General features: G+C 55.6%; 23 protein-coding genes and 1 pseudogene. 12 read left to right on the forward strand and 12 right to left on the reverse strand.

The annotated features are described in order from the left end of the window. Positions 1 to 144 precede the first annotated feature (144 nt). From VB780_RS08020 to VB780_RS08035, 4 genes are read left to right on the forward strand one after another with little or no spacing between them, the layout of a single operon-like run. On the forward strand, positions 145 to 3,111 hold the full coding sequence (locus tag VB780_RS08020; protein ID WP_323350615.1) for a DUF3854 domain-containing protein: 2,967 nt from the start codon (positions 145 to 147) through the stop codon (positions 3,109 to 3,111). Positions 3,112 to 3,121: 10 nt separating this feature from the next. Next, positions 3,122 to 3,373 (forward strand): hypothetical protein, encoded by a 252-nt coding sequence (locus VB780_RS08025; RefSeq protein WP_323350616.1) that lies wholly within the window; start codon positions 3,122 to 3,124, stop codon positions 3,371 to 3,373. A gap of 26 nt (positions 3,374 to 3,399) precedes the next feature. Then, complete coding sequence (locus tag VB780_RS08030; RefSeq protein WP_323350617.1) at positions 3,400 to 3,963, forward strand: hypothetical protein; 564 nt, start codon at positions 3,400 to 3,402, stop codon at positions 3,961 to 3,963. After that, positions 3,960 to 4,148 (forward strand): hypothetical protein, encoded by a 189-nt coding sequence (locus VB780_RS08035; protein ID WP_323350618.1) that lies wholly within the window; start codon positions 3,960 to 3,962, stop codon positions 4,146 to 4,148. Before VB780_RS08030 ends, VB780_RS08035 begins: the two co-directional genes overlap by 4 nt. Before the next feature lie 89 nt (positions 4,149 to 4,237). On the opposite strand, the gene VB780_RS08040 is transcribed toward VB780_RS08035, so the two are convergent. The 3 genes from VB780_RS08040 to VB780_RS08050 form a co-directional block, all read right to left on the reverse strand. Next, on the reverse strand, positions 4,238 to 4,450 hold the full coding sequence (locus VB780_RS08040) for a hypothetical protein (protein WP_323350619.1): 213 nt from the start codon (positions 4,448 to 4,450) through the stop codon (positions 4,238 to 4,240). A gap of 630 nt (positions 4,451 to 5,080) precedes the next feature. Further along, positions 5,081 to 5,266: a hypothetical protein gene (locus tag VB780_RS08045; RefSeq protein ID WP_323350620.1), complete on the reverse strand. Its 186-nt coding sequence runs from the start codon at positions 5,264 to 5,266 to the stop codon at positions 5,081 to 5,083. Positions 5,267 to 5,725: 459 nt separating this feature from the next. Further along, positions 5,726 to 5,881, reverse strand: a complete 156-nt coding sequence (locus VB780_RS08050; protein ID WP_323350621.1) for a hypothetical protein — start codon at positions 5,879 to 5,881, stop codon at positions 5,726 to 5,728. Positions 5,882 to 6,307: 426 nt separating this feature from the next. On the opposite strand from VB780_RS08050, the gene VB780_RS08055 reads away from it, so the two are divergent. Further along, on the forward strand, positions 6,308 to 6,628 hold the full coding sequence (locus tag VB780_RS08055; protein ID WP_323350622.1) for a hypothetical protein: 321 nt from the start codon (positions 6,308 to 6,310) through the stop codon (positions 6,626 to 6,628). Positions 6,629 to 6,639: 11 nt separating this feature from the next. On the opposite strand, the gene VB780_RS08060 is transcribed toward VB780_RS08055, so the two are convergent. Continuing rightward, positions 6,640 to 6,885, reverse strand: coding sequence for a hypothetical protein (locus VB780_RS08060; RefSeq protein WP_323350623.1), 246 nt, complete (start codon positions 6,883 to 6,885; stop codon positions 6,640 to 6,642). Positions 6,886 to 7,364: 479 nt separating this feature from the next. On the opposite strand from VB780_RS08060, the pseudogene VB780_RS08065 reads away from it, so the two are divergent. Together VB780_RS08065 and VB780_RS08070 are read left to right on the forward strand one after the other, a co-directional pair. Continuing rightward, positions 7,365 to 7,772: pseudogene (locus VB780_RS08065) on the forward strand (pentapeptide repeat-containing protein); the annotation flags it as partial. A 77-nt stretch (positions 7,773 to 7,849) separates the two neighbouring features. After that, a complete protein-coding gene (locus VB780_RS08070; RefSeq protein WP_323350637.1) occupies positions 7,850 to 7,987 on the forward strand; it encodes a hypothetical protein in 138 nt (45 codons plus the stop codon). On the opposite strand, the gene VB780_RS08075 is transcribed toward VB780_RS08070, so the two are convergent. Continuing rightward, positions 7,984 to 8,667 (reverse strand): tyrosine-type recombinase/integrase, encoded by a 684-nt coding sequence (locus VB780_RS08075; protein ID WP_323350624.1) that lies wholly within the window; start codon positions 8,665 to 8,667, stop codon positions 7,984 to 7,986. The two genes, VB780_RS08070 and VB780_RS08075, sit on opposite strands and share 4 nt — an antisense overlap. A gap of 160 nt (positions 8,668 to 8,827) precedes the next feature. Here VB780_RS08075 and VB780_RS08080 point away from each other — a divergent pair, with 160 nt between their 5' ends. Next, positions 8,828 to 9,082, forward strand: coding sequence for a hypothetical protein (locus VB780_RS08080; RefSeq protein ID WP_323350625.1), 255 nt, complete (start codon positions 8,828 to 8,830; stop codon positions 9,080 to 9,082). A 47-nt stretch (positions 9,083 to 9,129) separates the two neighbouring features. Here the strand turns inward: VB780_RS08080 and VB780_RS08085 are convergent, their stop codons facing one another. The 3 genes from VB780_RS08085 to VB780_RS08095 form a co-directional block, all read right to left on the reverse strand. Continuing rightward, entirely contained in the window at positions 9,130 to 10,200 is a 1,071-nt protein-coding gene (locus VB780_RS08085) for a pentapeptide repeat-containing protein (RefSeq protein ID WP_323350626.1), read from the reverse strand. A gap of 154 nt (positions 10,201 to 10,354) precedes the next feature. Further along, a complete protein-coding gene (locus VB780_RS08090) occupies positions 10,355 to 10,972 on the reverse strand; it encodes a hypothetical protein (RefSeq protein WP_323350627.1) in 618 nt (205 codons plus the stop codon). 96 nt (positions 10,973 to 11,068) lie between these two features. Next, positions 11,069 to 11,269, reverse strand: coding sequence for a hypothetical protein (locus VB780_RS08095; RefSeq protein WP_323350628.1), 201 nt, complete (start codon positions 11,267 to 11,269; stop codon positions 11,069 to 11,071). Between the two features lie 388 nt (positions 11,270 to 11,657). Here VB780_RS08095 and VB780_RS08100 point away from each other — a divergent pair, with 388 nt between their 5' ends. Both VB780_RS08100 and VB780_RS08105 read left to right on the forward strand, forming a co-directional pair. Continuing rightward, the gene (locus VB780_RS08100; RefSeq protein ID WP_323350629.1) at positions 11,658 to 12,533 is read left to right on the forward strand and encodes a sigma-70 family RNA polymerase sigma factor; all 876 of its coding nucleotides are present in this window, start codon (positions 11,658 to 11,660) and stop codon (positions 12,531 to 12,533) included. 338 nt (positions 12,534 to 12,871) lie between these two features. After that, a complete protein-coding gene (locus tag VB780_RS08105; RefSeq protein WP_323350630.1) occupies positions 12,872 to 13,531 on the forward strand; it encodes a hypothetical protein in 660 nt (219 codons plus the stop codon). A 447-nt stretch (positions 13,532 to 13,978) separates the two neighbouring features. On the opposite strand, the gene VB780_RS08110 is transcribed toward VB780_RS08105, so the two are convergent. The 4 genes from VB780_RS08110 to VB780_RS08125 form a co-directional block, all read right to left on the reverse strand. Then, entirely contained in the window at positions 13,979 to 15,502 is a 1,524-nt protein-coding gene (locus tag VB780_RS08110; protein ID WP_323350631.1) for a hypothetical protein, read from the reverse strand. Next, positions 15,499 to 15,906: a hypothetical protein gene (locus tag VB780_RS08115; protein ID WP_323350632.1), complete on the reverse strand. Its 408-nt coding sequence runs from the start codon at positions 15,904 to 15,906 to the stop codon at positions 15,499 to 15,501. The genes VB780_RS08110 and VB780_RS08115 overlap by 4 nt, the downstream gene beginning before the upstream one ends. 1 nt (position 15,907) lies before the next feature. Next, complete coding sequence (locus VB780_RS08120; protein WP_323350633.1) at positions 15,908 to 16,231, reverse strand: hypothetical protein; 324 nt, start codon at positions 16,229 to 16,231, stop codon at positions 15,908 to 15,910. 126 nt (positions 16,232 to 16,357) lie between these two features. Then, positions 16,358 to 16,924, reverse strand: a complete 567-nt coding sequence (locus tag VB780_RS08125) for a hypothetical protein (RefSeq protein WP_323350634.1) — start codon at positions 16,922 to 16,924, stop codon at positions 16,358 to 16,360. 213 nt (positions 16,925 to 17,137) lie between these two features. Between VB780_RS08125 and VB780_RS08130 the strand changes: the two genes are divergently transcribed. Both VB780_RS08130 and VB780_RS08135 read left to right on the forward strand, forming a co-directional pair. Next, entirely contained in the window at positions 17,138 to 17,311 is a 174-nt protein-coding gene (locus VB780_RS08130; RefSeq protein ID WP_323350635.1) for a ribbon-helix-helix domain-containing protein, read from the forward strand. Beyond that, the gene (locus VB780_RS08135; RefSeq protein WP_323350636.1) at positions 17,308 to 17,841 is read left to right on the forward strand and encodes a hypothetical protein; all 534 of its coding nucleotides are present in this window, start codon (positions 17,308 to 17,310) and stop codon (positions 17,839 to 17,841) included. The genes VB780_RS08130 and VB780_RS08135 overlap by 4 nt, the downstream gene beginning before the upstream one ends. The last annotated feature ends 369 nt before the right edge of the window (positions 17,842 to 18,210 follow it).

Below are 18,210 nucleotides of genomic sequence, written 5' to 3' on the forward strand. Positions count from 1 at the left end.
GCGGCTGGCAGACCGCAATCTGTAGGCATATCATATCCTACAGCCAACAGCCCTGAACAACCAGATCTGGTAATCTCCTACAACTCACCGGGGAATGCGGGATTATGGGAAGAAGGGCGCTCTAGAGACTTTGCCCAAAGTTGGTTGGCAGAATTTGAAGCCAGCGCGATCAGCCCAGAACTGGCCCTGGCTAACACTCGATGGGTAGACGGCCCCCAGGCAGTAGAGGAATTTCTAGAGGCATCGCTGGCCAGCCGTCAGCGGGTGCAATCCTACATCACGGCGGGGAATGCCCGGCTGATTGAGCGCTACCAGTTTCTAGAGGCTGGGGGGTGGATTGCCTACGGGGAATCCCTAGACGGTACCCCCGGCCCGGTACCTTACATGAAGCCAGCTCAGCCCCGGTGGGATGCAGAGCGCGGGCGGTGGGTAAAGTACGAAACCCCCCCAGGCATGGCGGCGCGGCCCATTCTACCTGTTTTGCCTAGGCTGAGCTGGGCTGAGGTGCTGGCCAGCGATAGCCCGATCGCATTTATAGAGGGCTTCAAAAAATCCCTGTCTACCGTTGAGCAAGGGTGCCCAGCTGCGGCAATTCGCGGCGCTACTCAGTGGCACCCTAAGGGCAGCTCTGAGCTATGGCCAGAGCTGGCAGAGCTAGCCAGAGGGCGGGTGATACTCATCCCCCTTGATGCAGATGAGGGGGCGAAAACCAGAGCCACGGTAAGCAGACAGGCCCAGCTGTTAGGCAACGCCATCGAGCGGGCGGGCGGGGTGCCCCGGTTCATCTTGTGGCCAGCGGCGCTGGGCAAGGGCCTCGATGATGTCTTGGCCATGCTGCCCCCAGAGCATCGGCGCGGGTGGCTACAGGATGCTATCGAGCGGGCGCTAACGCCTCAACAATTCCGGCGGCTGGCCACCATCGAGACAGCGCGGGCAATTCTCATCACCAGTGGCCCCCAGGCCCAGCGAGAAACCACCGGCGAATATCTCCCCCAGCTGCCTCCTCTCACCCCCGGCGCGATTCACTGGATTGACGCGGGTATGGGCAGCGGCAAAACCTACCGACAGGGGCTCGATTGGGTCAGGCCGTGGGCTGAGGCAGGCGGTATCACGGTAGTCCTCAGCCCCCTCAACTCGCTAGGCCAGCAGACAGCCCGCGATTGGGGCCTTCCCCACATTCACGATTACGGCACCGACCCCGACAGCCAGCAGGCGCTACAGGCCGATATTAGCCACCGTGGGGGGCTGGTAGCTTGCCTCAACAGTGCCCACAGGGTGCTGACCTTAATCCCCCAGAATGCCCCCGTGCTGCTGATTTTGGATGAGGCAGCGCAGACCCTAACAGATGCAGTGGAGGGGGGCACCTTAGGCGGCGATTGGGCAGCGCGGTGGGAGGATGTGATCGCCCTCATGCAGCGGGCAGCCACCGGCGGCGCGATAGCCCTAGCTGAGGCAGGTATCGACCTAGCCACCATCGAGCTAGTGCAGGCGCAATCAGGCGCGGCCCAGATTATCGGAATACGGCACAGGCGGGCGGCTACGCCCTGGCCTGTGCAGATGCACCGGGCTACGCCCCTTAGTGGATGGCGGGCTGAGCTAACCCAGGCCCTAGAGGCTGGCCAGCGGGTGCTCTATGTCACCACGTCGCAGAAAGAGGGCAGACGGCTAGAGTGCTGGGCTGTAGAGGCGGGTATCAGCGCGGCCAGGGTAGACAGCACCACAAATGAGGGCGGGCGCTACAGGGAGTTTTTTGAGACCCCTGAGGCGTGGCTATATGCCAACCTGCCCCAGCTGCTAATCCTCTCCCCCAGCGGCAAAACCGGCCTCAGCATCGAGGGCGAAATATCGGTAGCGGGCGCTTACTTCGATAGCGTTTGGGGCTACTTCCCCAGTCTCGATACCGACACCGCCATGCAGCTGCTAGGGCGCTACCGACCCCCAGTGCCCCGGCATATTTGGGCACCGGCCTACATCACCCCCGCCCCCGGTGAAGGCCCTAAGCTCTGGGGCATAGAGCGAGAGCTGAGCACTGAAGCGGCCCGCTATGCCCAGCATGGCGGCTTTGAGCTGGCCCCAGCCGATAGCCACGATAAGGCCCTCAAAACTTATCTAGCGGCCCGTAGACAACGGCGCTGGGCACAGAAAATACAGGCAGCTGAGGCCCTGGGGGATGCCCTTAGAGCAGCTGGCCACCGGGTAGAGGTGATTGACACCGGCGCGAATTCTAAGGCCATGACGGCGCGGTGGGATGAGATTAAAAAGCAGCTGGCCAGAGAAGACGCGGCCTATCATGCAGCTCTCGAAATCGACCCCGACACCCACACATGGGAATGGGCTAACACCGTTATTCGCAGCACTGACAGCACCTATGAGCAGCGCTGCAAAGCGGCCAAGGTGCGAACGGCAGCGCGGTTCCCTGGCCTCGATTGGAATTGCCAGGCGCTCTGGTATGACGCGGAATTTTGCCCCCGGCGCGATGTGTCGGCAAAAGCCCCCAGCTGCGGCCCCCTTGCCCCCGGCGCAGCCCTGTGGGTTGAGGCTGGGCACTACAGCGCCCTATGGGCTGAGAATACGGCAGAGGCCCAGCGAGTGCTCAGCCAGCGGCTCAAAGCGGCTCACCTACTCCCCCAGAGCGGCCCCCGTGCCATGCTGGCGGCTATCTTCCGGCGCGATGTTGAAGCCCTGCTGGCAGCTGGCCACGTCACCCCCAGCGGCGCAGTAGAAGCCCGCATTAAGGCGACGGCGCTACGGCATCGAGCAGAGCTGAGGCGCTACTGGCGGCTGAGCATTGATGAGGCCCAGAGCGATACCGCGATAGCCAATAAGATCGCTCGAAAGTTTGGGCTGATTCTAGAGCGGGCGCGGCGCGTTACGGTCGCTGGACAGCGACAATGGATCTATAGCATCACAGCCTCAGATACATGGCGGGCAATGGTTTCAGCCCGTGAGCTGGCCCTGAGAGGGGATGGTACAAATCTGTTAGAGGGTACCTATAACGAGTTTGTACCACCCCTACCCCCAGGAGCAGAGCAGCATGCGGCGTGCGGCGTGGCCAGTTCACCCCCGCCCCAAGATTTACCCCCCGATCGCGGGGAAAGACAGGCCAGTTGAGCCAGCACCGATGAATAACCCACGTACTTTGCCCAAAGTCTCAGCGCGTATCCTCTACCCTGATCGCGCCGATCGACTGCGGGCGCTCAAGAAAATCGCTGGCCATGCAGCCCAGGGCAGCGCGGTGCATTGGCGCAGGCTGAGAAGACTACCGGCGGGCGACAAGGCGGCACTCTGGGCTGAGCTATCCCCTGAGACTCAGGCGGCGCTCAAAGCCCAAGCGGCTAGCCTAGACGAGGGGTTACGCCCGCCCGTAACGTAGGGACAACCTTTACCTGGCCAGCACCTATGCCTCTCAGCCCTGAGACTCAATCCCTGATCGACCAAACCGAGGCGGCGCTGCTGAACGCACGGGTGCAGCTGTCCCAGTTTCAAGCGGCCAGCACCGGCCAGGCCCAGCGCCTCACCCATGACGACTACGTTGCCCTGCTGGCCCGATCGCAGAAAATGCCCTGGACTCTGACCGCCTCAGAGCAGGCCCAGCTCGATGCCAGCGGCCCGATCAACGGGATGCAGCTCAATGCCCAGTTTCCTGCCTGTGGCGATGCGTGGAACCCCGGCAAAGCAGCCCGAGAAAAGGCCACGGCATTTGCCAGCGTGGCCGATCAGCGGCGGGTGGCCACCTATGCAGCAGAGCACGCGGCCCCGGTGAAAGATCGGCGCTACTACCGGGTGAAGTGGGGCAGCGGCGATACCGGGCGGGCGGAATGCAGCCAGCACGCGGCCAGCCTGAAAATGACGCTACCCCAGTATCGGGATTGGCTTTGGGCCGATACCCCCAGCACCCCCACCCCCGGCGCTCACAGCTCACATCAGGCATGGGCAAGGCGGGCGCTAGGTGGTGCAGCGTGAACGCGAATGCTCGGCCATTTTTTCCCAACGGGATGCCAGCCAGCGAGATTTCGCGCATCAAAGAGAAGGCGGTCGCCTACCCCCGATCGCTACTCGATTGGGAGATTGCGGTACTCGATGACTTGGAGCGGCGGCGGCGCACACGAGGCCGCGACCGAACCCAGCAGCCAGTAGAGGCCGATTAATTTTTTCAAGCTGTCTTGGTAAAGTGCCCCCAGTCTCACGGCTGGGGATTTTTTTGCTTTGGCTCAAACCCGCGCCATACGGGCGTTGATTAGCATTCGTTAGTATCCATTAGCATCGGCCCGATCGCAGGGGCGGCGGCAATCAGCATGGCCACATCAGCGGCGGTAGGTCTGCCTATGTCGGCCTCTACTAGGCTAGTCAAGTATGCCTCTATGGTCTGCCCCTGGTTGCTGGCTTTGGCGGCGGCGGCGGTTATCAGGTCAGAGGGGAGGTGAATAGCGGTGGATTTAGTTTTAGGCATAAAAATCGCTGAAAGCCTTACCTGGTAAGCTTTTCTCATTTTAAGCAGCTGTTGAAAGTCTATAAATTCCTGAAAATTCCATGAAAATTCAGGAAAAATTCAAGGCAAAAGAGTAGAATCCGGTGAAGGTTTAACGATAATTGACAGTAAACCTAGTCAAAAGGAAACCACCGGAAGGCCGGTGGCTCACAACAGATATAGGCAGGCTAGAAGTAGTCTCTCAGTAGCTCCCAGAGGACTCTACCCAGCAGAGTCCCAACGAGAGAGCTAACTGATCTGACAAGATACTTCCGCCAATACCTCCAGGTAGGAGGTTGTGCCATAAGCGATCCTTTGACGCATTGCGCCGATAAGGGTTAACAACAAGCAAAACCGTCTTTCAACTTTGGCGAGGTGAGGGGCGGTTTTTGCTTAAGCATTAGAATACCGCCTTTACAATGGATTCCCGGCTAAAGCCCTATTTAGTGCCAGATCTGGAGAGGCTGAATCCCTTGTTCAGAGAGCTTTCTGGGATTTCCAAAAGAAGTTAATTTTCGATTGCGTACTTGTCCTATCACCCTTTTTTGCCCCTTCCAGCCAGCATTTCTCTAAGGCTTTTGAAGGTACAACCCCACATAGCACTGGACTGGGTCAAACTAGGGGCGCTACCGCGATCAGTTGGGCCACATCGGCAGCGGTAGGCTGGCCAAGCTGCACCCTGATTGCATCGGTCAGCCAGTCATCGAGCGTTCGCCCCTGGCTGCTGGCCTGGGCAGTGGCGGCGGCCAGCAGGTCAGGGGGGAGGTGGGGTTGAGGTAGGTGGGCGCGTCGGGGCATGGGGAGATTTAGGGGGGAGTTGGGTCTAACTTTCCGTTTAACTTTTCCTGGAACGAAAGAACTTTCCAGGGGGGGCCATGGCTGAAAGCCCCTTCTAGCAAGCTTTTGTGCTATCCCAGATAGCTGCTGGTTATAGTTTATGGAAAGAACAGATGGAAAGTTGGCTAGCTAAAGCTACTTTAGTTAAGAATCGCTGAAACCCCTTTCTGGCAGGCTTTTTGCTATTTCAGACAGCTGCTGGCCGTAATTAATGCAAACAACAGATGGAAAGTATGTAATTTACATTTGACTGTGCATATAATTGGATTAAGAAACCTATTCAGTGTTCTGAACGCTGAATTCAGTGTTCAGAACACTGAACGGGGCTTTGACAGGTTTACCGACGATCGCCGATCAACGTTAAACCTGGCCAATAAAAGGCCACCGGGTTTCCGGTGGCATGAAAAGGGTCAGTAGAAGCTAGAAAATACCATTCAGAATTTCCAACAGAGGCTCCCAAAAAGCCCTGCTGGCAAGGTGCTCAGATAAAACCTTTACCAGAACAGCAAAGGTTAGAGCGCCGATGAATTCGAGAATGAACTTTCCAGGCTCCTTCGGCAAGGGCGCTGGATTCACAGAGTAGTCCTCCTGACTTACTAGTTGGGTGTGATCAACCAAAAATCCGTCTCTATGAGACTTGCGCGGGTGGAACTTAGCGGGTCTGGGGACGGATTTTGGTATGGCTAGGTAGCCATGCAATAATGATAAACTGAAACCTCAGTTTTGCGAGAGTATATAAGCAATCCATTTCAATGTTCTATTGATCAAAGAACCCTGATGATTATTGATCAAAGAAACTTTCATTTAACGATTATATAAATATATATAGAACCCCCAAACCCCTTTTAGAATAGGGGTTTGGGGAATTTCATTGATTTAACTACTTAAATTATAAAACTAGCAAAAAGGTGTTTTGCTGTGTTCTTATGACGATATTTAGACCACACGCTACCCCTCAAAGCGCAGATCCTCGAAGCTGGCCAGGTCATTTCGCTTTGAGCCGTGCGGCGCATACCTCAGCCCCAGCGACTCAAGCTGCCCAGCCTTTCCCCAGCGCTTGATGGTGGCCACGCTGTCCGGCCCGCCCCGCGCTTTACTCAGCTCCAGCGCTTGCCCTGTGCTCAGCCATCGGCCCCCATCGGCTTTGGGGTGATCGCCTGGAGGGTGCTGAGATACCTGCACAGGCTTTGCCCTGCCTTCCTGGTCATTCTCGCGGGGCTGTTTTTGGGCTGCGGTGGCCACCGGCTGAGGTGGGTCAACCGAGGCGGCGCTAGGTGCAGCTGCGGTCTGCTGGCCAGCTTTCGATTGCAGCTGCGGCTGTAAGTTGGACTGACCTACGCCGCGCTCAACTTTCCCAGGCGCTCATGCAGCTCGATCAGCTGCTCCTCAAGCTGGGTCACTTTAGAATCTAGACGGCTATCACCAGCCGGTCTAGATGTGTCTATATTGCCGTCTAGATAGTTGCCCACAAAGTCTTTGAGTAGGGCTGAGGCGTTGGTGTTGTTGCCCTTTGCCTTATCTATAAAAGCCCGCCAAGTATTCTTGTCGATCTTGAATGTGGCCAGTGTCTCATCAGCCATAGCAAACCCCTCTATACGGCGTCTAGATAGTGTTTAGCTCAAGTATAGAGGGATTATAGATTTCGTCTATATGCTAGTTGATCACTGCCACCTAGGCTTCTCTGGGTTAGGATTGCGGTGTTTTAGCCATCGGCAGCATGATGGAGTCTCCCCCAGTCCTTCGCCCCGAACGAACCCTGTCAACTGCTGAGCGCCTAGAGTTAATCAGGACTCTAAACGGGTTGCCGCTGTCTCAACTACTAGAGCTAGAGTTCACGCTGGATGTGCCTAAGGGGATTATGCCTGCCCCTAGTGAAGCTTCAGGAGTCCGCAATAGGGCTCTGCTTGACTGGGCTGGGGGATCATCAGGCATTGGCTGGAATACCTTCCTTAAGGTTTTGAAAGAGGTCACTGGTGTCTCTCTCATTTCCCAAACACAACGACTCAAAGTCGTCATCGAGGGAGATATTGCAGAAGCCGATTCAGGGTTACTGCTCAAGATGTTGGCCGATTTACAGGCAAAGGCTGATGCTCCCTCTTTGAAGATATCGAGCATTAAAGCAGGCAGCATTGAGTTGACTTTGCAGGGTACTCCTGAAGAATTGGAGCACCTGAAGCAGTTGATCGATTCAGGTCAGCTTACTGAGGTAGCAGGGAAACGAATTAGAGGTTCGGTGGTATTCTCTGACCTCAGCGGGGCCGACCTCAGCGGGGCTGACCTCAGCGGGGCCAACCTCAGCGGGGCCAACCTCAGCGGGGCCGACCTCAGCGGGGCCATCCTTAGCGAGGCCATCCTCAGCGGGGCCAACCTCAGCGGGGCCGACCTCAGCGGGGCCAACCTCAGCGAGGCCCTCCTCAGCGGGGCCAACCTCAGCGGGGCCGACCTCAGCAAGGCCGACCTCAGCGGGGCCAACCTCAGCGAGGCCGACCTTAGCAGCGCCGACCTCAGCGGGGCATCCTCCGCGAGGCCGACCTCAGCGGGGCCATCCTCCGCGAGGCCGACCTCAGCGGGGCCATATTTGGAAACAATCCAGGATTCCAGCAGTCAGACGAAGCCGACTTAATCGCGCGTGGGGCTATCTTTCAGGACAACCCTGACTCAGATGTACCCGCACTGGTCTAGCTCCAAAGCCCCTTAAATTTGTTGGGGGCCAGCTGGGTATAGCGCTCGGTGTTCTGGATATTACGGTGCCCCAAATAGTCCTGAATGGTGCGAGTGTCCACGCCCCGGTTGGCCAGGTAGTAGCCGCAAGCATGGCGCAGCATGTGGGCATGGATGGGGAAGGCAAACAGCCCCTTACCTAGGCGCTTAACCATGGCGCTGATCGCGGCCTGGGTGAGAGGGCTACCCTTGCTATCGGTAAACACAAACGGCCCAGCGGCCCCCTCTCTCTGTAGCCGCCTCAGCCCGCGCAGCTCATCCCCCTCTAGGTAGTGGGTGCTGTCCTTGCTGCCCTTAATGCGGCGGCAAAGGATAGTGCCATCCTCAAAGCTAATGTCAGACCAGCGCAGATCGGCAACCTCAGACGCCCTCAGCCCATGGCGAAAGGTCAGCAGCACCGCCATGTAATTACGGTGGGCATTGCGCTGGCCAGCCTTGGCCGCGTCGATCAGCTTGGCAATCTCTGAGCCAGTCAAATATTCCCGACTGCGGCCCGTGGCTTTGTGCCCCTTGAATGGGCTGCTGTTTTCCCCACCGGCAACCACGGCCAGCTTGACCGGCTTAAATCTAGATGCTGCGTCTAGAACGGTGCCCATATCGCTTTGTTCAACTTTCAATGATTGGGCGGTATCTTCAATCATGGCTCAAACCCCTTGCCTTGGTGCTGTGTTTACGGCATTTGTTCAACAATGAGTTGAAAGTTGAACAAATCTGTCTAGACTCAATATAGATGAGAATCTAGATAACTGTCTATACTGAATCTAGATTAAAAGTCTATACCGAATCTAGATAGGTAACGCCATGCAAATCGAGATTACCAGAGAGCAGGTTAGCCAGCTGATCGACGTGCTCTATGCCAGCCACCGGCTCAACACCGAGGCCACCGTTGATTTAATCCTGCTGTTGAACAATGCGGTGAATGCCGATGTAGCGGCCAGCTTTGGCCTACAGGCTGAGGCCAGACCCGACGATCAGGCCCGCGTTAGAGCTGGCATCCTCCACACCTATTGTCGGCACCGTCAGGGCATCCACCCCCAGCCCGCTGGCCTGTTCTAAACCCAGCACCCTTATCCAAAATATAGAAACCTGTCGCTGGCCAAGGGCTAAGAGTCAGGGGGCTGAGGTGTATCGGTGATTCCGAGCTGCTGCTTTAGCGTCTCGGGTATGTTCAGAGCCTTGGCGACTTCCGCGGGGTCTGGCCATTTTGTTTCATCGTTCCACTGGATGTTTTTTTGGTCGTCCCCGATGATTTCGACCGAGATGAAGTCGGCACTGATGCGCTGCCCCCCGCTGAAGTCGGCGTTGATGAGTTTTGCATCGCTAAGGCTTGCACTGCTGAAGTCGGCACCGCGGAGGCTTGCACCGCTGAGGTTTGCACCGGTGAGGGTTGCACTGCTGAAGTCGGCATCGCGGAGGCTTGCGGCGCTGAGGTTTGCAATGAAAAGGAAGGCGTTGCTGAAGTTGGCACCGGTGAGGTCGGCGTTGCTGAGGTCGGCGTTGATGAGTTTTGCACCGGTGAGGTTTGCACTGCGGAGGTTTGCACCGTTGAGGTCGGTACCGTTGAGGTCGGCGTTGATGAGTTTTGCACCGGTGAGGTTTGCACTGCGGAGGTTTGCACCGTTGAGGTCGGTACCGTTGAGGTCGGCACCGCTGAGGTTTATCTGTTCGTTTGCTGTAGGTGTACGCCGTCCAATGACAGTTAGAGTGCTTTGAATGTCCTGAGATAAAGTTATTTTTTCTTCTCTCCCAGGTGTACTTCTAGCTCTAACAAAAGCAGTCAAGACTTCCATCACTACGGGGTGATCTGATTTAGAGTCCCTTGCGATTCGTTCAAGAGAGTAGATACCACCAAGCCTCACTTCCAGCTTTTCGTTATCAGCTAGCATCTCAACAGCCTTGCTGAAACGGTCTGTGACGTTTTTATCTTCAGTAAGCTGTAAGTTTCTCCAAGCCAGATAGGCTGTACCGATAAAGCCTAGCCCTGCTATGGTCTGAATGACTTTCAGGGCATTATCTCGATTGGCGTTTAAGAGTTCGGCTTTTTCCTTCTCATCAGTAATAGACGCGGGAATACCCATCTGAGGCACTTTCCAGATGAAATATCCCAGAGACAAAAAAACGGCTATCGAACACAGCACCCAAAGCCTTCTCTTATCTGTCGGAAGATCAAACATGCTGGCTAGTGGTATGTGGGCAAATCAGGCTTGCTAAGTGTACTGCCCCAGCCCCTTAAGTTCTCAGTCTGACCCAATGGAACTGAATTGCCTAAGCAATGGCGAACTTCATCTTGAAGGACAATTACATTGCAAGGGTGGCTCAGAAGAGTGCTCAAGTACTTTGAGAACCATGCTCTCGAAGCTTTTCTTCAAGATTCTGACTTAGTGTTAGTATTTCGCTAATTGCAGTTTTAATGTTCTGCAAATCGTAGTCCTCTCCACGAAATCTATAAATATTTCTATCAGGATCAAACTGACGCATATTGTCTAAAGGGTCTGAAGATGGACTTATCGAGCCGAGTGGTCCAATATTTATAGTTGCGATATTTCTATTCTTACTATTTTTGCTCCAATCGTCGAGCCGCTCATCATAGTGCTCGAGGTGATTGCGTAGCTTTCTATCCTTTAGGACGTTGTTTTCTTTTAAAGAATATTCTTCTTTAAGTGCTTTGGCCCTTACTACCCTATCTGTGATAAGAAGTTTATCTTTGTAGTCTTTATCAGTCTCAGTTTTCTCTTTTCGTGGAAATGGTGGCCAAAACATACGGGATACGTTACTAGCGTGAGTGAGGAAGCTATGTATGTTACGGGACACTTCGGACTGGAAAAGGCGCAGCTGATTGTAATCAATATCGCGAGTACTTACCTGTTGAATTATCTGTTGTAATGCATAATCCGAATGTCTGATTGCAGATAAAGCGTATTCGCACTGATCTTTAATTTCATTCACATAAACACTCTTTACGAAGTTATCCATTATTTATCAACACTCCAAAACTCGAGCTCTTTATCGAGTAAAACATATGCATCTACCATCAGGGGTGATCTACTCCTCAGCCTCAGCCCTCAGCCCGTAGGCCACCCACCGCCGGATAAATGCGCTGCGCTCTGCTGGGGTCATGGCCGCTAACTGTGCCTCTACAGCCAGCGGATAGCGGGTGCCTATGACCTTGCCCAACTCCCCCGGCTGGGCATCGAGGGCTTTGATTTTTCCCAGCTCTAAATTCTTTAGGCTATCGGGATGCATGGCCTACCTGTGCTTACTCTCCCCATAATATCCTAGTTAACAAGGATTTTAGCTTGTGCCAGTCCACTGTGACGGTGGAATAGTTGCCAGAGCAGCAAACACCCAAGCATCCTTGTTAACAAGGGAAGTGCGGGTGGGGTATGGGTTTCGAGGTTTCGGGAAAATGGCCTTAGTCCACGCTGGCCTAAAATTGGACTAAATTCCTTGTTAACAAGGAATAGATAGGGTGTGCAATGATAGCTATAGGTTAAACACCACACCGCCCCCTGGCCAGCGCTGGGGGGTTTGCTTTGTCTGGCCTGTTAACAAGGATTTCCCTGGCTACGGCTAGCCTAGACAACCCCGGCGGCGCTCGGTAGTGTGGCGGCGTAGATCACTGGGGTTAGGCATGGCATCAGACGCGGTTTCGCTTTGGCTACGGGGTGCAGGTCGTCACCGGCTGCTAACCCCCAGCGAGGAAATAGAGCTAGGCCAGCAGATACAGGCGTGGCGCTCAACCCCCGACCCCAGCCCCCAGGTAACGGCGGCGGGGCAGCGGGCGCGGGAAAAGATGCTCAACGGCAACCTAAGGCTGGTTGCCAGCATGGCCAAGAAATATAAGGACAGAACTCAAATTCCCTTTGAGGATCTATTGCAGGTGGCCAGCATCGGCTGCTTAACCGCTATCGACAAATTTGACCCCAGCAAGGGCTATAAATTTTCGACGTACGCCTTTCATTGGATCCGGCAAGCCATTACGAGGGGGATGGAAACGATTGATCCTGGCTGCGGTAGCAGGTTACCCGTGCATACCCTCCAGGCGACAGCGCTGGTGAAACGGGCGGTCGCTGAGTTCACTGCTACCCACCGACGCGGCCCTAATTCTGATGAGCTGGCCAGTCTAGTGCGAGACACCGGCATCAGCCGCGATTGCTGGGATGCAGCTCTGCCCTGGCTACGTCCTACGGCCAGCCTCAATGCCCCGTTGCCCCACAATCCCGAACTGACCCAGCAAGACCTTATCGCAAGCGACTGCCCCAGCCCTGAGGATGAGCTGCTGGCTGCTGAGCTGAGGGAGGGGGTAGCGCGGCTGCTGGGTAGCCTCAACCCCAGAGAGGCGACAGCGGTAGCCATGCGCTACGGCATCCAATGCCCACCGGCTGAGCTGGGGGCGATAGGGGCGGCGCTGGGCATTAGCTCGGAAAGGGCACGGCAAATTCTGGCCAAGGGTATGCGGAAATTGCGAGATCGGAATGTCCCAGCCCCAGCAGAGGAGGCAGCGTAGAGACTTTGGCCGAAGTCTCTACGTCAGCCAAATAGCTGATCGCGTCATAGCCCCAGCACCGGCACCGTCCAGGCGGGCACCATAGGCCCAACAGCGGCGAGAGCCATATCTCTGTTAGATGCACCCTAAATCCCCACAGGCACCGCTGGCCCGTGGGGGTTTTGTTTTGGGGCACCATAGCTTGAGTCGCTATGCGGCTTAGCCCTTGATGAGAACAGTTCATAAATGCTAATTGCCAAGGATCAGTATTCTCAGCGCTGCTAAGTGTTACTTTCAAATTTAGATATTTTGCTGCTAATTCTTGTAACGCAGATCTCAGTGCTAAGAGGGGTATAAGGATGAGTCATTCTGTTGAAAAGCAGGCTGTGCCTGTTGAATTCTTTGAACAGATTCACATTGATAAGAAACTGCAAATATTGGTTGATCAGTTATGGGGCTGCGGAAATGGGATGTTTTCCTGGTTCACGCGATTTCCTATAGCTAGTAGAATCTTGCCAAGCCCAATAGATGAATTTAAAGAGGATTACAAAGCAATAGCAAAGATGTTGGGCAATCCCTTTGAATCTGAAGCAGACTTAGAGGGTTACTGCGCTCTCTTAGAACAGAAATTGGAGCAATTAAAAGCGGATGAACCCTTTCTTATACAACGAAGGGTTCATTTTGACACACGGACAGACGAACAAATTTATTCATTTCTGTTGGAAGAGCTAAAGATAAAGTTTCCAACATTAGACGCTGAATTTGCTCACACAGCGATCTGGGGAGGTGAGCGTATTAATCCAGCATCAAATTTACGTTATTTTCTTCCAGACGAAGTTAACGTTATTGCCAATGTCCTCAGTCAAATCGAATTAGATGAATTACTCAGCCATTTTGATGATTTGAAATATGATTCCAACTATTGGCTTGAAGAATGCCGTAAAACTATTCAAGCATTCAAAACCTGTTTCACAGAAACATCTGAACGACAACAAGTCATTCTTACTAAAACAATTTAAGTTGAATGTGCATATTGAGATGGAGAACGATGGACTATCCAAAACCATTGCGCACCAACTCACGACGCGCTGCTGTGGGGCTTTTGGGAATGGCCTGCTGATTGGGCGATGTATGCCGGGAATAACACCGGGCTGGGTTTTGATGTGCTCTGGCTGCTAGGCATCGCGGTGCTGGTGCGGCTATATTTTCGGCAGCGGGTATAGACCCCAAAAAATAGAAAACTTCTTGCAACATGGCCAGCAGTTTAGGGGGTAAAGTTTGGGCGGTATCCCTGATAGAAATAGGCCCGCTGTACGCCTGTTTTTGGCAACCGTACAGAGATGGCTAGCAGGGTGTACAGAGGTGCGGTACACCGTTCAGCGCTGAACGCTCCTGTACAGAGGCACTGAACGCTTGCCCTGGCTGGGCTGTACGCCTCTGTACACCTCAGCCCGTACCGTGGGGAATCAGCCAGGGGGGAGGGTATAGCGGGGTGTTTCCTCGTCTGTACAGACGATGCCCCCCAGCTGTACTAAGCCCAGCAAAACCCGGTTAAACACGGCCTGATCAACGCGCCTTAGAGGGCGGCGCTTTGACTTTATTTCGTAGCCCTTAAGCGGCTCTGTAGCCCCGGCCAGCACTTCTAAAATCATGTTCTCGATGGCCTCTAAACTGATTGGGCTATCTGGCTCTGAATCGGGCGGTGAATCGTCGGCGTCGGCATCGTAATCAAGGCCAGGGAATAGGTCTAGATCGATGGTTGGCCCAGCTTTAGGGCGCTGAATCTTGGCAGGCATCGACCCGCCTGGGGTAGCGATGTCGCCCCCCGGTAGCCACCCATCATCTACCAGCAGCTCAGGCGGCGCGGGCAATGATTTAATGCTGAGCTGGGCTAGCTGGGCCTCGGTTAGATAGGGCATCGGAAAGCACTGCCACTCCCCCAGCAGGTTGGTCAAAACCAGCGGGTGACGCTCGGTGTTGAGCTGGCCACGCGCTGCCTGATACTGGCCCTCGATGCGTTCCCGATCGCGCTTGTTTACGAAGCTGGGATTGTCGATCATGCGCTCGATGGCCTCAAAGCCCCCCAACTTTGACCCCAGGCAGGCGACCCGAAAGTTAGAGCGAATACCCCCGCTAAATTTCAGATCATCGGCGTTTGGCGATTGCGACACCAGCACTAGCTGGCCACCCCCACCCCTGGCCACGGCGGCGGTGGCCTCAACCGATAGCTCTAGACTGAGGCCATAGGGGCGGTAGGCATCCCCCCGTTTTTTGAAGGTGCTGGATAGCGCTAGGTATTCCTCAACCACAGACACCAGCTGCGGCCCCTCCCACTGCCCCTGATCAACTCTGGCCTGAATCAGGTCAAGGGTTTTATGCAGGCGGTAGCAAAGGGCGTGGGCATCGTTCAGGCTGGGCCTAAAGGCAATCCTCACAATGTTTTCGGCGGGCACCCCTGGCCACACGCCCCCCTTGCCCTCGATGGCCTGCAACACCACTTCACGGGCGCGGCTCTGGGCACCCAACAGCAGGTAGAGGAAACTGCTTTTCCCGGTGTCGGTGGGGCTGAGCAGCAGTAGATGCGACCGCCACTCACGGGCGGCGCGGCCCAGGTAATCCCAAGCCTCTACCAGCTCAACCGGCGCGATGGCCTCAACCTCAGACCCAGCCGCTACCTGATCGGTGGTTTCCTGCCAGAGAATTTGCTGGCGGCCTGCGTCGGTCACATCCTCATAATCGAGGGCGGCGCGGCCCGCCTTAACGCTGTCTTCCACTCCCAAGCGGCCTAGGGCGGCGATGGGGAGGGTAGCGGCGATCAACCCGGTGCGAATCCAGTGCAGGCGGTTATCGTGCTCTTCTGCGATCAGGGTGCTGGCCAGCAGCAGTGACCAGGCGGTAAGGCCCAGCCCCCAGCTCAGAATCGAGCGGCGTAAGCGGATAGCTTGCAGCAGGGGATAGTCAGCGCGGGGGTAGTTGTATCGGTCATTCATAGCGCCCTCACCCAAAAACCGTTGGTTGCAATTGCCACCCCAGCCAGCAGCATTGCAACTCTGGCCCAGCAGTCGGGGCGATGATTAGGCAGCGCCTCTCCCACCATGCCGATCGCCGCCATCGGCGGTACAAGGGTCAGCACCATGATGGCCAGGCCCAGATAGTAGGGAATCAAGCCGCTATACATCAGCGAAAAGGGCAGGCGAAACAGCACGGCGATGCTGGCCACCCACAGGGCAGCATCGACTACCAGCCCACGGGCGGGAATGGCGATCAGGTTAGCGGCCCTGAATAGCGCCTCAGATTTGGTGCTGTAGCGGTTGCCCCCCAGGGCTACGGCAGAGCGGCCACCCCAGGCATTGCGGGTAATAATTTCAGGGCGATTGGGGTCTTGGTTAGTCATTTCACCAGCCCCCCCACGATGGCTGAACGTACTGCACAGACGGGCGATTGAGGGAATCAATCACAGCCCCCAGCGCCGCAAGAACCACGGCCAGGGAGATCGCACCCACAAAGACATAGAGCAAGGCCAGGCGCGGCCCTATCTCGATTGGTTCCCTAGCCGCCCGTGCCCTGCTGTAACGTGGCTCTCTGGGCTGGGCCGTGGGCTGCTGAAGCCCGTAGTAGTGCTGGTGCAAATGAATCTCTGGGGGCAGCTGGCGCGGTGTCAGCGGTGCCCCTTGCTGCTGGTCTAGCCAGATAGCAAGGTCGTCTTTGTCTGCGGCCATAATGGTTTCAGTCCTTATGTTCTAGAGACTTTGGGCAAAGCCCCAGCAGGGTTGACGGCCAGCGCTGGGGTTTTTAGGTTTTGGCGATCAGCGTAGCCACCGCAGTAGCTATGGCCAGGGCAGCGATCAACCATCGGCGGCGGGCTTTCCCAGGCTTTGCAGCTGCGCTAAGGCATCGGCCAGGGCGGTAGTTTCCTCGGTGGTAGCGGCGTCAAGCTGGGAAGTCTGCAAGCGGTAGAGACGCTGCTCTAGGGCAAGCTGCTGGGCTTTAGCCGCTACCTTGGCCTGGGCCTGTTTGGTGGACTGCAAGCGCTGCTCACGGGCGGCGATGTCATCGGCCAGTGCCCCCTGAATCAGATCGGCAGTCTGCAAGAACTGCTCAGCCACGGCCAGGGGGTCATCTATGACCAAGGCGCTGCTGTCTCGAAACTGCCCTAGGTCGATGGTCATGCCGCCAAAGCCAGGCGCGGCTAGGGTTGTGCAATGGTTGCCCCCATGAATTGAGAGGCCACCGGCAGCGGGCGCGGGGGGTACAGCTGGGGGACAGAACTGAGCCTTTGCAGCGGTTACAGCAACGGGGGATAGCCCGGCGCTGGTGTCATAGCCGTGGTCATTCAGCCAGCGGCGAACGCTGGTTTTGGGGAGGTTGCCGTGGGCTTTGCAGAAGGAGTGAAGGCTTACGGTTTCGGGCATGGCTAAAAATCCTCTGAACCTTTAGGGGTACGGGCATGGCGCGGCATGGCACAGCAAACAGTGAGCCAATAAGGCCCAGCCCTGTTTCTATGCCGTATCTCGCTTGGCTCAGATGGTAGCACAAAGTATTCTAAGGTAGAATACTTTTATCCTGTATAGGATACTTGAGGTAAATTTGGGGCAACCGTTCAAAATGGAGGGGTTAAAGCCGCTATGACTGCCACAATGCCGACCAACAAGGCCAAGCTAGGGGTTTACGTAGACCAAGAACTGAAAGCAGATGTCGAGAGGCTTGCAGAGCTGGAAAGCCGTAGCGTGAGCAATTTTATAGAGATTTTGCTGAAAGAACTTGTGGCCAATGCTAAGGCCGAAGGAAAGCTGAAATGACCCAGAGCAGCGACCGACTAGACCGGGTGGAAGCCCTGCTAGCTACCGTGGCAGAGAGCCAGGCCCGCACTCAGATTATTGTTGAGCAGAATGCCGCTGGCCTCAGGGAAACCCGCGCCATTGCCGACAGCAACGCCCGCGCTATTGAGGCATGGTCTAGTCACATTGATGAAGGCATTGCTGAGGCCGAAGAGGTTAGCAGCTCGATGGCCGCTAACACCAACCGGCGCATGGAAGCGGCTATTACCGACACGGTGCAGATGATTGCCAACCTGGGGCAACAGCAGCAGGAAACCGACCAGCGGTTTAACACTCTACTGGCTGAGGCCAGGGCCGACCGGCAACGCTCCGAACAGCTCAACGCAGAGCACTCCCAGCGGTTTGACGTTTTCCTGGCTGAGGCCAGGGCCGACAGGGCAGAGATGCAGGCAGCGCGGGAGGCTAATTCAACAGAGCACCGGGCGTTTACTCAAAATATTCAAACCCTGCTCGCGGAGATTGCCCGCCTGTGGCAACGGTTAGCAGGGTAAACCTATACCAGTAAGCACACCAAGCCTTGCTACGCCTATGTTTCAGGTTTTAGCGGGGGTGATAGAATCGGCGGCATGACCATGGCTTAAGCCATTTTTCGGGATACAGCAAAAAACCCCCAGAGCTACCAACTCTGAAGGCTTTTTTAGCTTATTCAGTCCACCCAAACCCTTAGAGTTTTCCGGCCCTGAGGTTTGAATAGAATAGATAGGTAAGCACAATCGTGATTAGTCTAGCAAATGCGGCTGGCAGACCGCAATCTGTAGGCATATCATATCCTACAGCCAACAGCCCTGAACAACCAGATCTGGTAATCTCCTACAACTCACCGGGGAATGCGGGATTATGGGAAGAAGGGCGCTCTAGAG

Source organism: Leptolyngbya sp. CCNP1308, from assembly GCF_034932455.1.
Lineage (GTDB): Bacteria > Cyanobacteriota > Cyanobacteriia > Phormidesmidales > Phormidesmidaceae > Nodosilinea.

What these genes read in the sequence shown, in the direction of transcription:
- VB780_RS08040 (WP_323350619.1), bottom strand. Translation starts at nt 4,450, where the DNA reads ATGCCTAAAACTAAATCCACCGCTATTCACCTCCCCTCTGACCTGATA.
- VB780_RS08115 (WP_323350632.1), bottom strand. Translation starts at nt 15,906, where the DNA reads ATGACTAACCAAGACCCCAATCGCCCTGAAATTATTACCCGCAATGCC.
- VB780_RS08075 (WP_323350624.1), bottom strand. Translation starts at nt 8,667, where the DNA reads ATGATTGAAGATACCGCCCAATCATTGAAAGTTGAACAAAGCGATATG.
- VB780_RS08130 (WP_323350635.1), top strand. Translation starts at nt 17,138, where the DNA reads ATGACTGCCACAATGCCGACCAACAAGGCCAAGCTAGGGGTTTACGTA.
- VB780_RS08080 (WP_323350625.1), top strand. Translation starts at nt 8,828, where the DNA reads ATGCAAATCGAGATTACCAGAGAGCAGGTTAGCCAGCTGATCGACGTG.
- VB780_RS08095 (WP_323350628.1), bottom strand. Translation starts at nt 11,269, where the DNA reads ATGCATCCCGATAGCCTAAAGAATTTAGAGCTGGGAAAAATCAAAGCC.
- VB780_RS08085 (WP_323350626.1), bottom strand. Translation starts at nt 10,200, where the DNA reads ATGTTTGATCTTCCGACAGATAAGAGAAGGCTTTGGGTGCTGTGTTCG.
- VB780_RS08030 (WP_323350617.1), top strand. Translation starts at nt 3,400, where the DNA reads ATGCCTCTCAGCCCTGAGACTCAATCCCTGATCGACCAAACCGAGGCG.
- VB780_RS08100 (WP_323350629.1), top strand. Translation starts at nt 11,658, where the DNA reads ATGGCATCAGACGCGGTTTCGCTTTGGCTACGGGGTGCAGGTCGTCAC.
- VB780_RS08025 (WP_323350616.1), top strand. Translation starts at nt 3,122, where the DNA reads ATGAATAACCCACGTACTTTGCCCAAAGTCTCAGCGCGTATCCTCTAC.
- VB780_RS08120 (WP_323350633.1), bottom strand. Translation starts at nt 16,231, where the DNA reads ATGGCCGCAGACAAAGACGACCTTGCTATCTGGCTAGACCAGCAGCAA.
- VB780_RS08110 (WP_323350631.1), bottom strand. Translation starts at nt 15,502, where the DNA reads ATGAATGACCGATACAACTACCCCCGCGCTGACTATCCCCTGCTGCAA.
- VB780_RS08135 (WP_323350636.1), top strand. Translation starts at nt 17,308, where the DNA reads ATGACCCAGAGCAGCGACCGACTAGACCGGGTGGAAGCCCTGCTAGCT.
- VB780_RS08060 (WP_323350623.1), bottom strand. Translation starts at nt 6,885, where the DNA reads ATGGCTGATGAGACACTGGCCACATTCAAGATCGACAAGAATACTTGG.
- VB780_RS08125 (WP_323350634.1), bottom strand. Translation starts at nt 16,924, where the DNA reads ATGCCCGAAACCGTAAGCCTTCACTCCTTCTGCAAAGCCCACGGCAAC.
- VB780_RS08045 (WP_323350620.1), bottom strand. Translation starts at nt 5,266, where the DNA reads ATGCCCCGACGCGCCCACCTACCTCAACCCCACCTCCCCCCTGACCTG.
- VB780_RS08105 (WP_323350630.1), top strand. Translation starts at nt 12,872, where the DNA reads ATGAGTCATTCTGTTGAAAAGCAGGCTGTGCCTGTTGAATTCTTTGAA.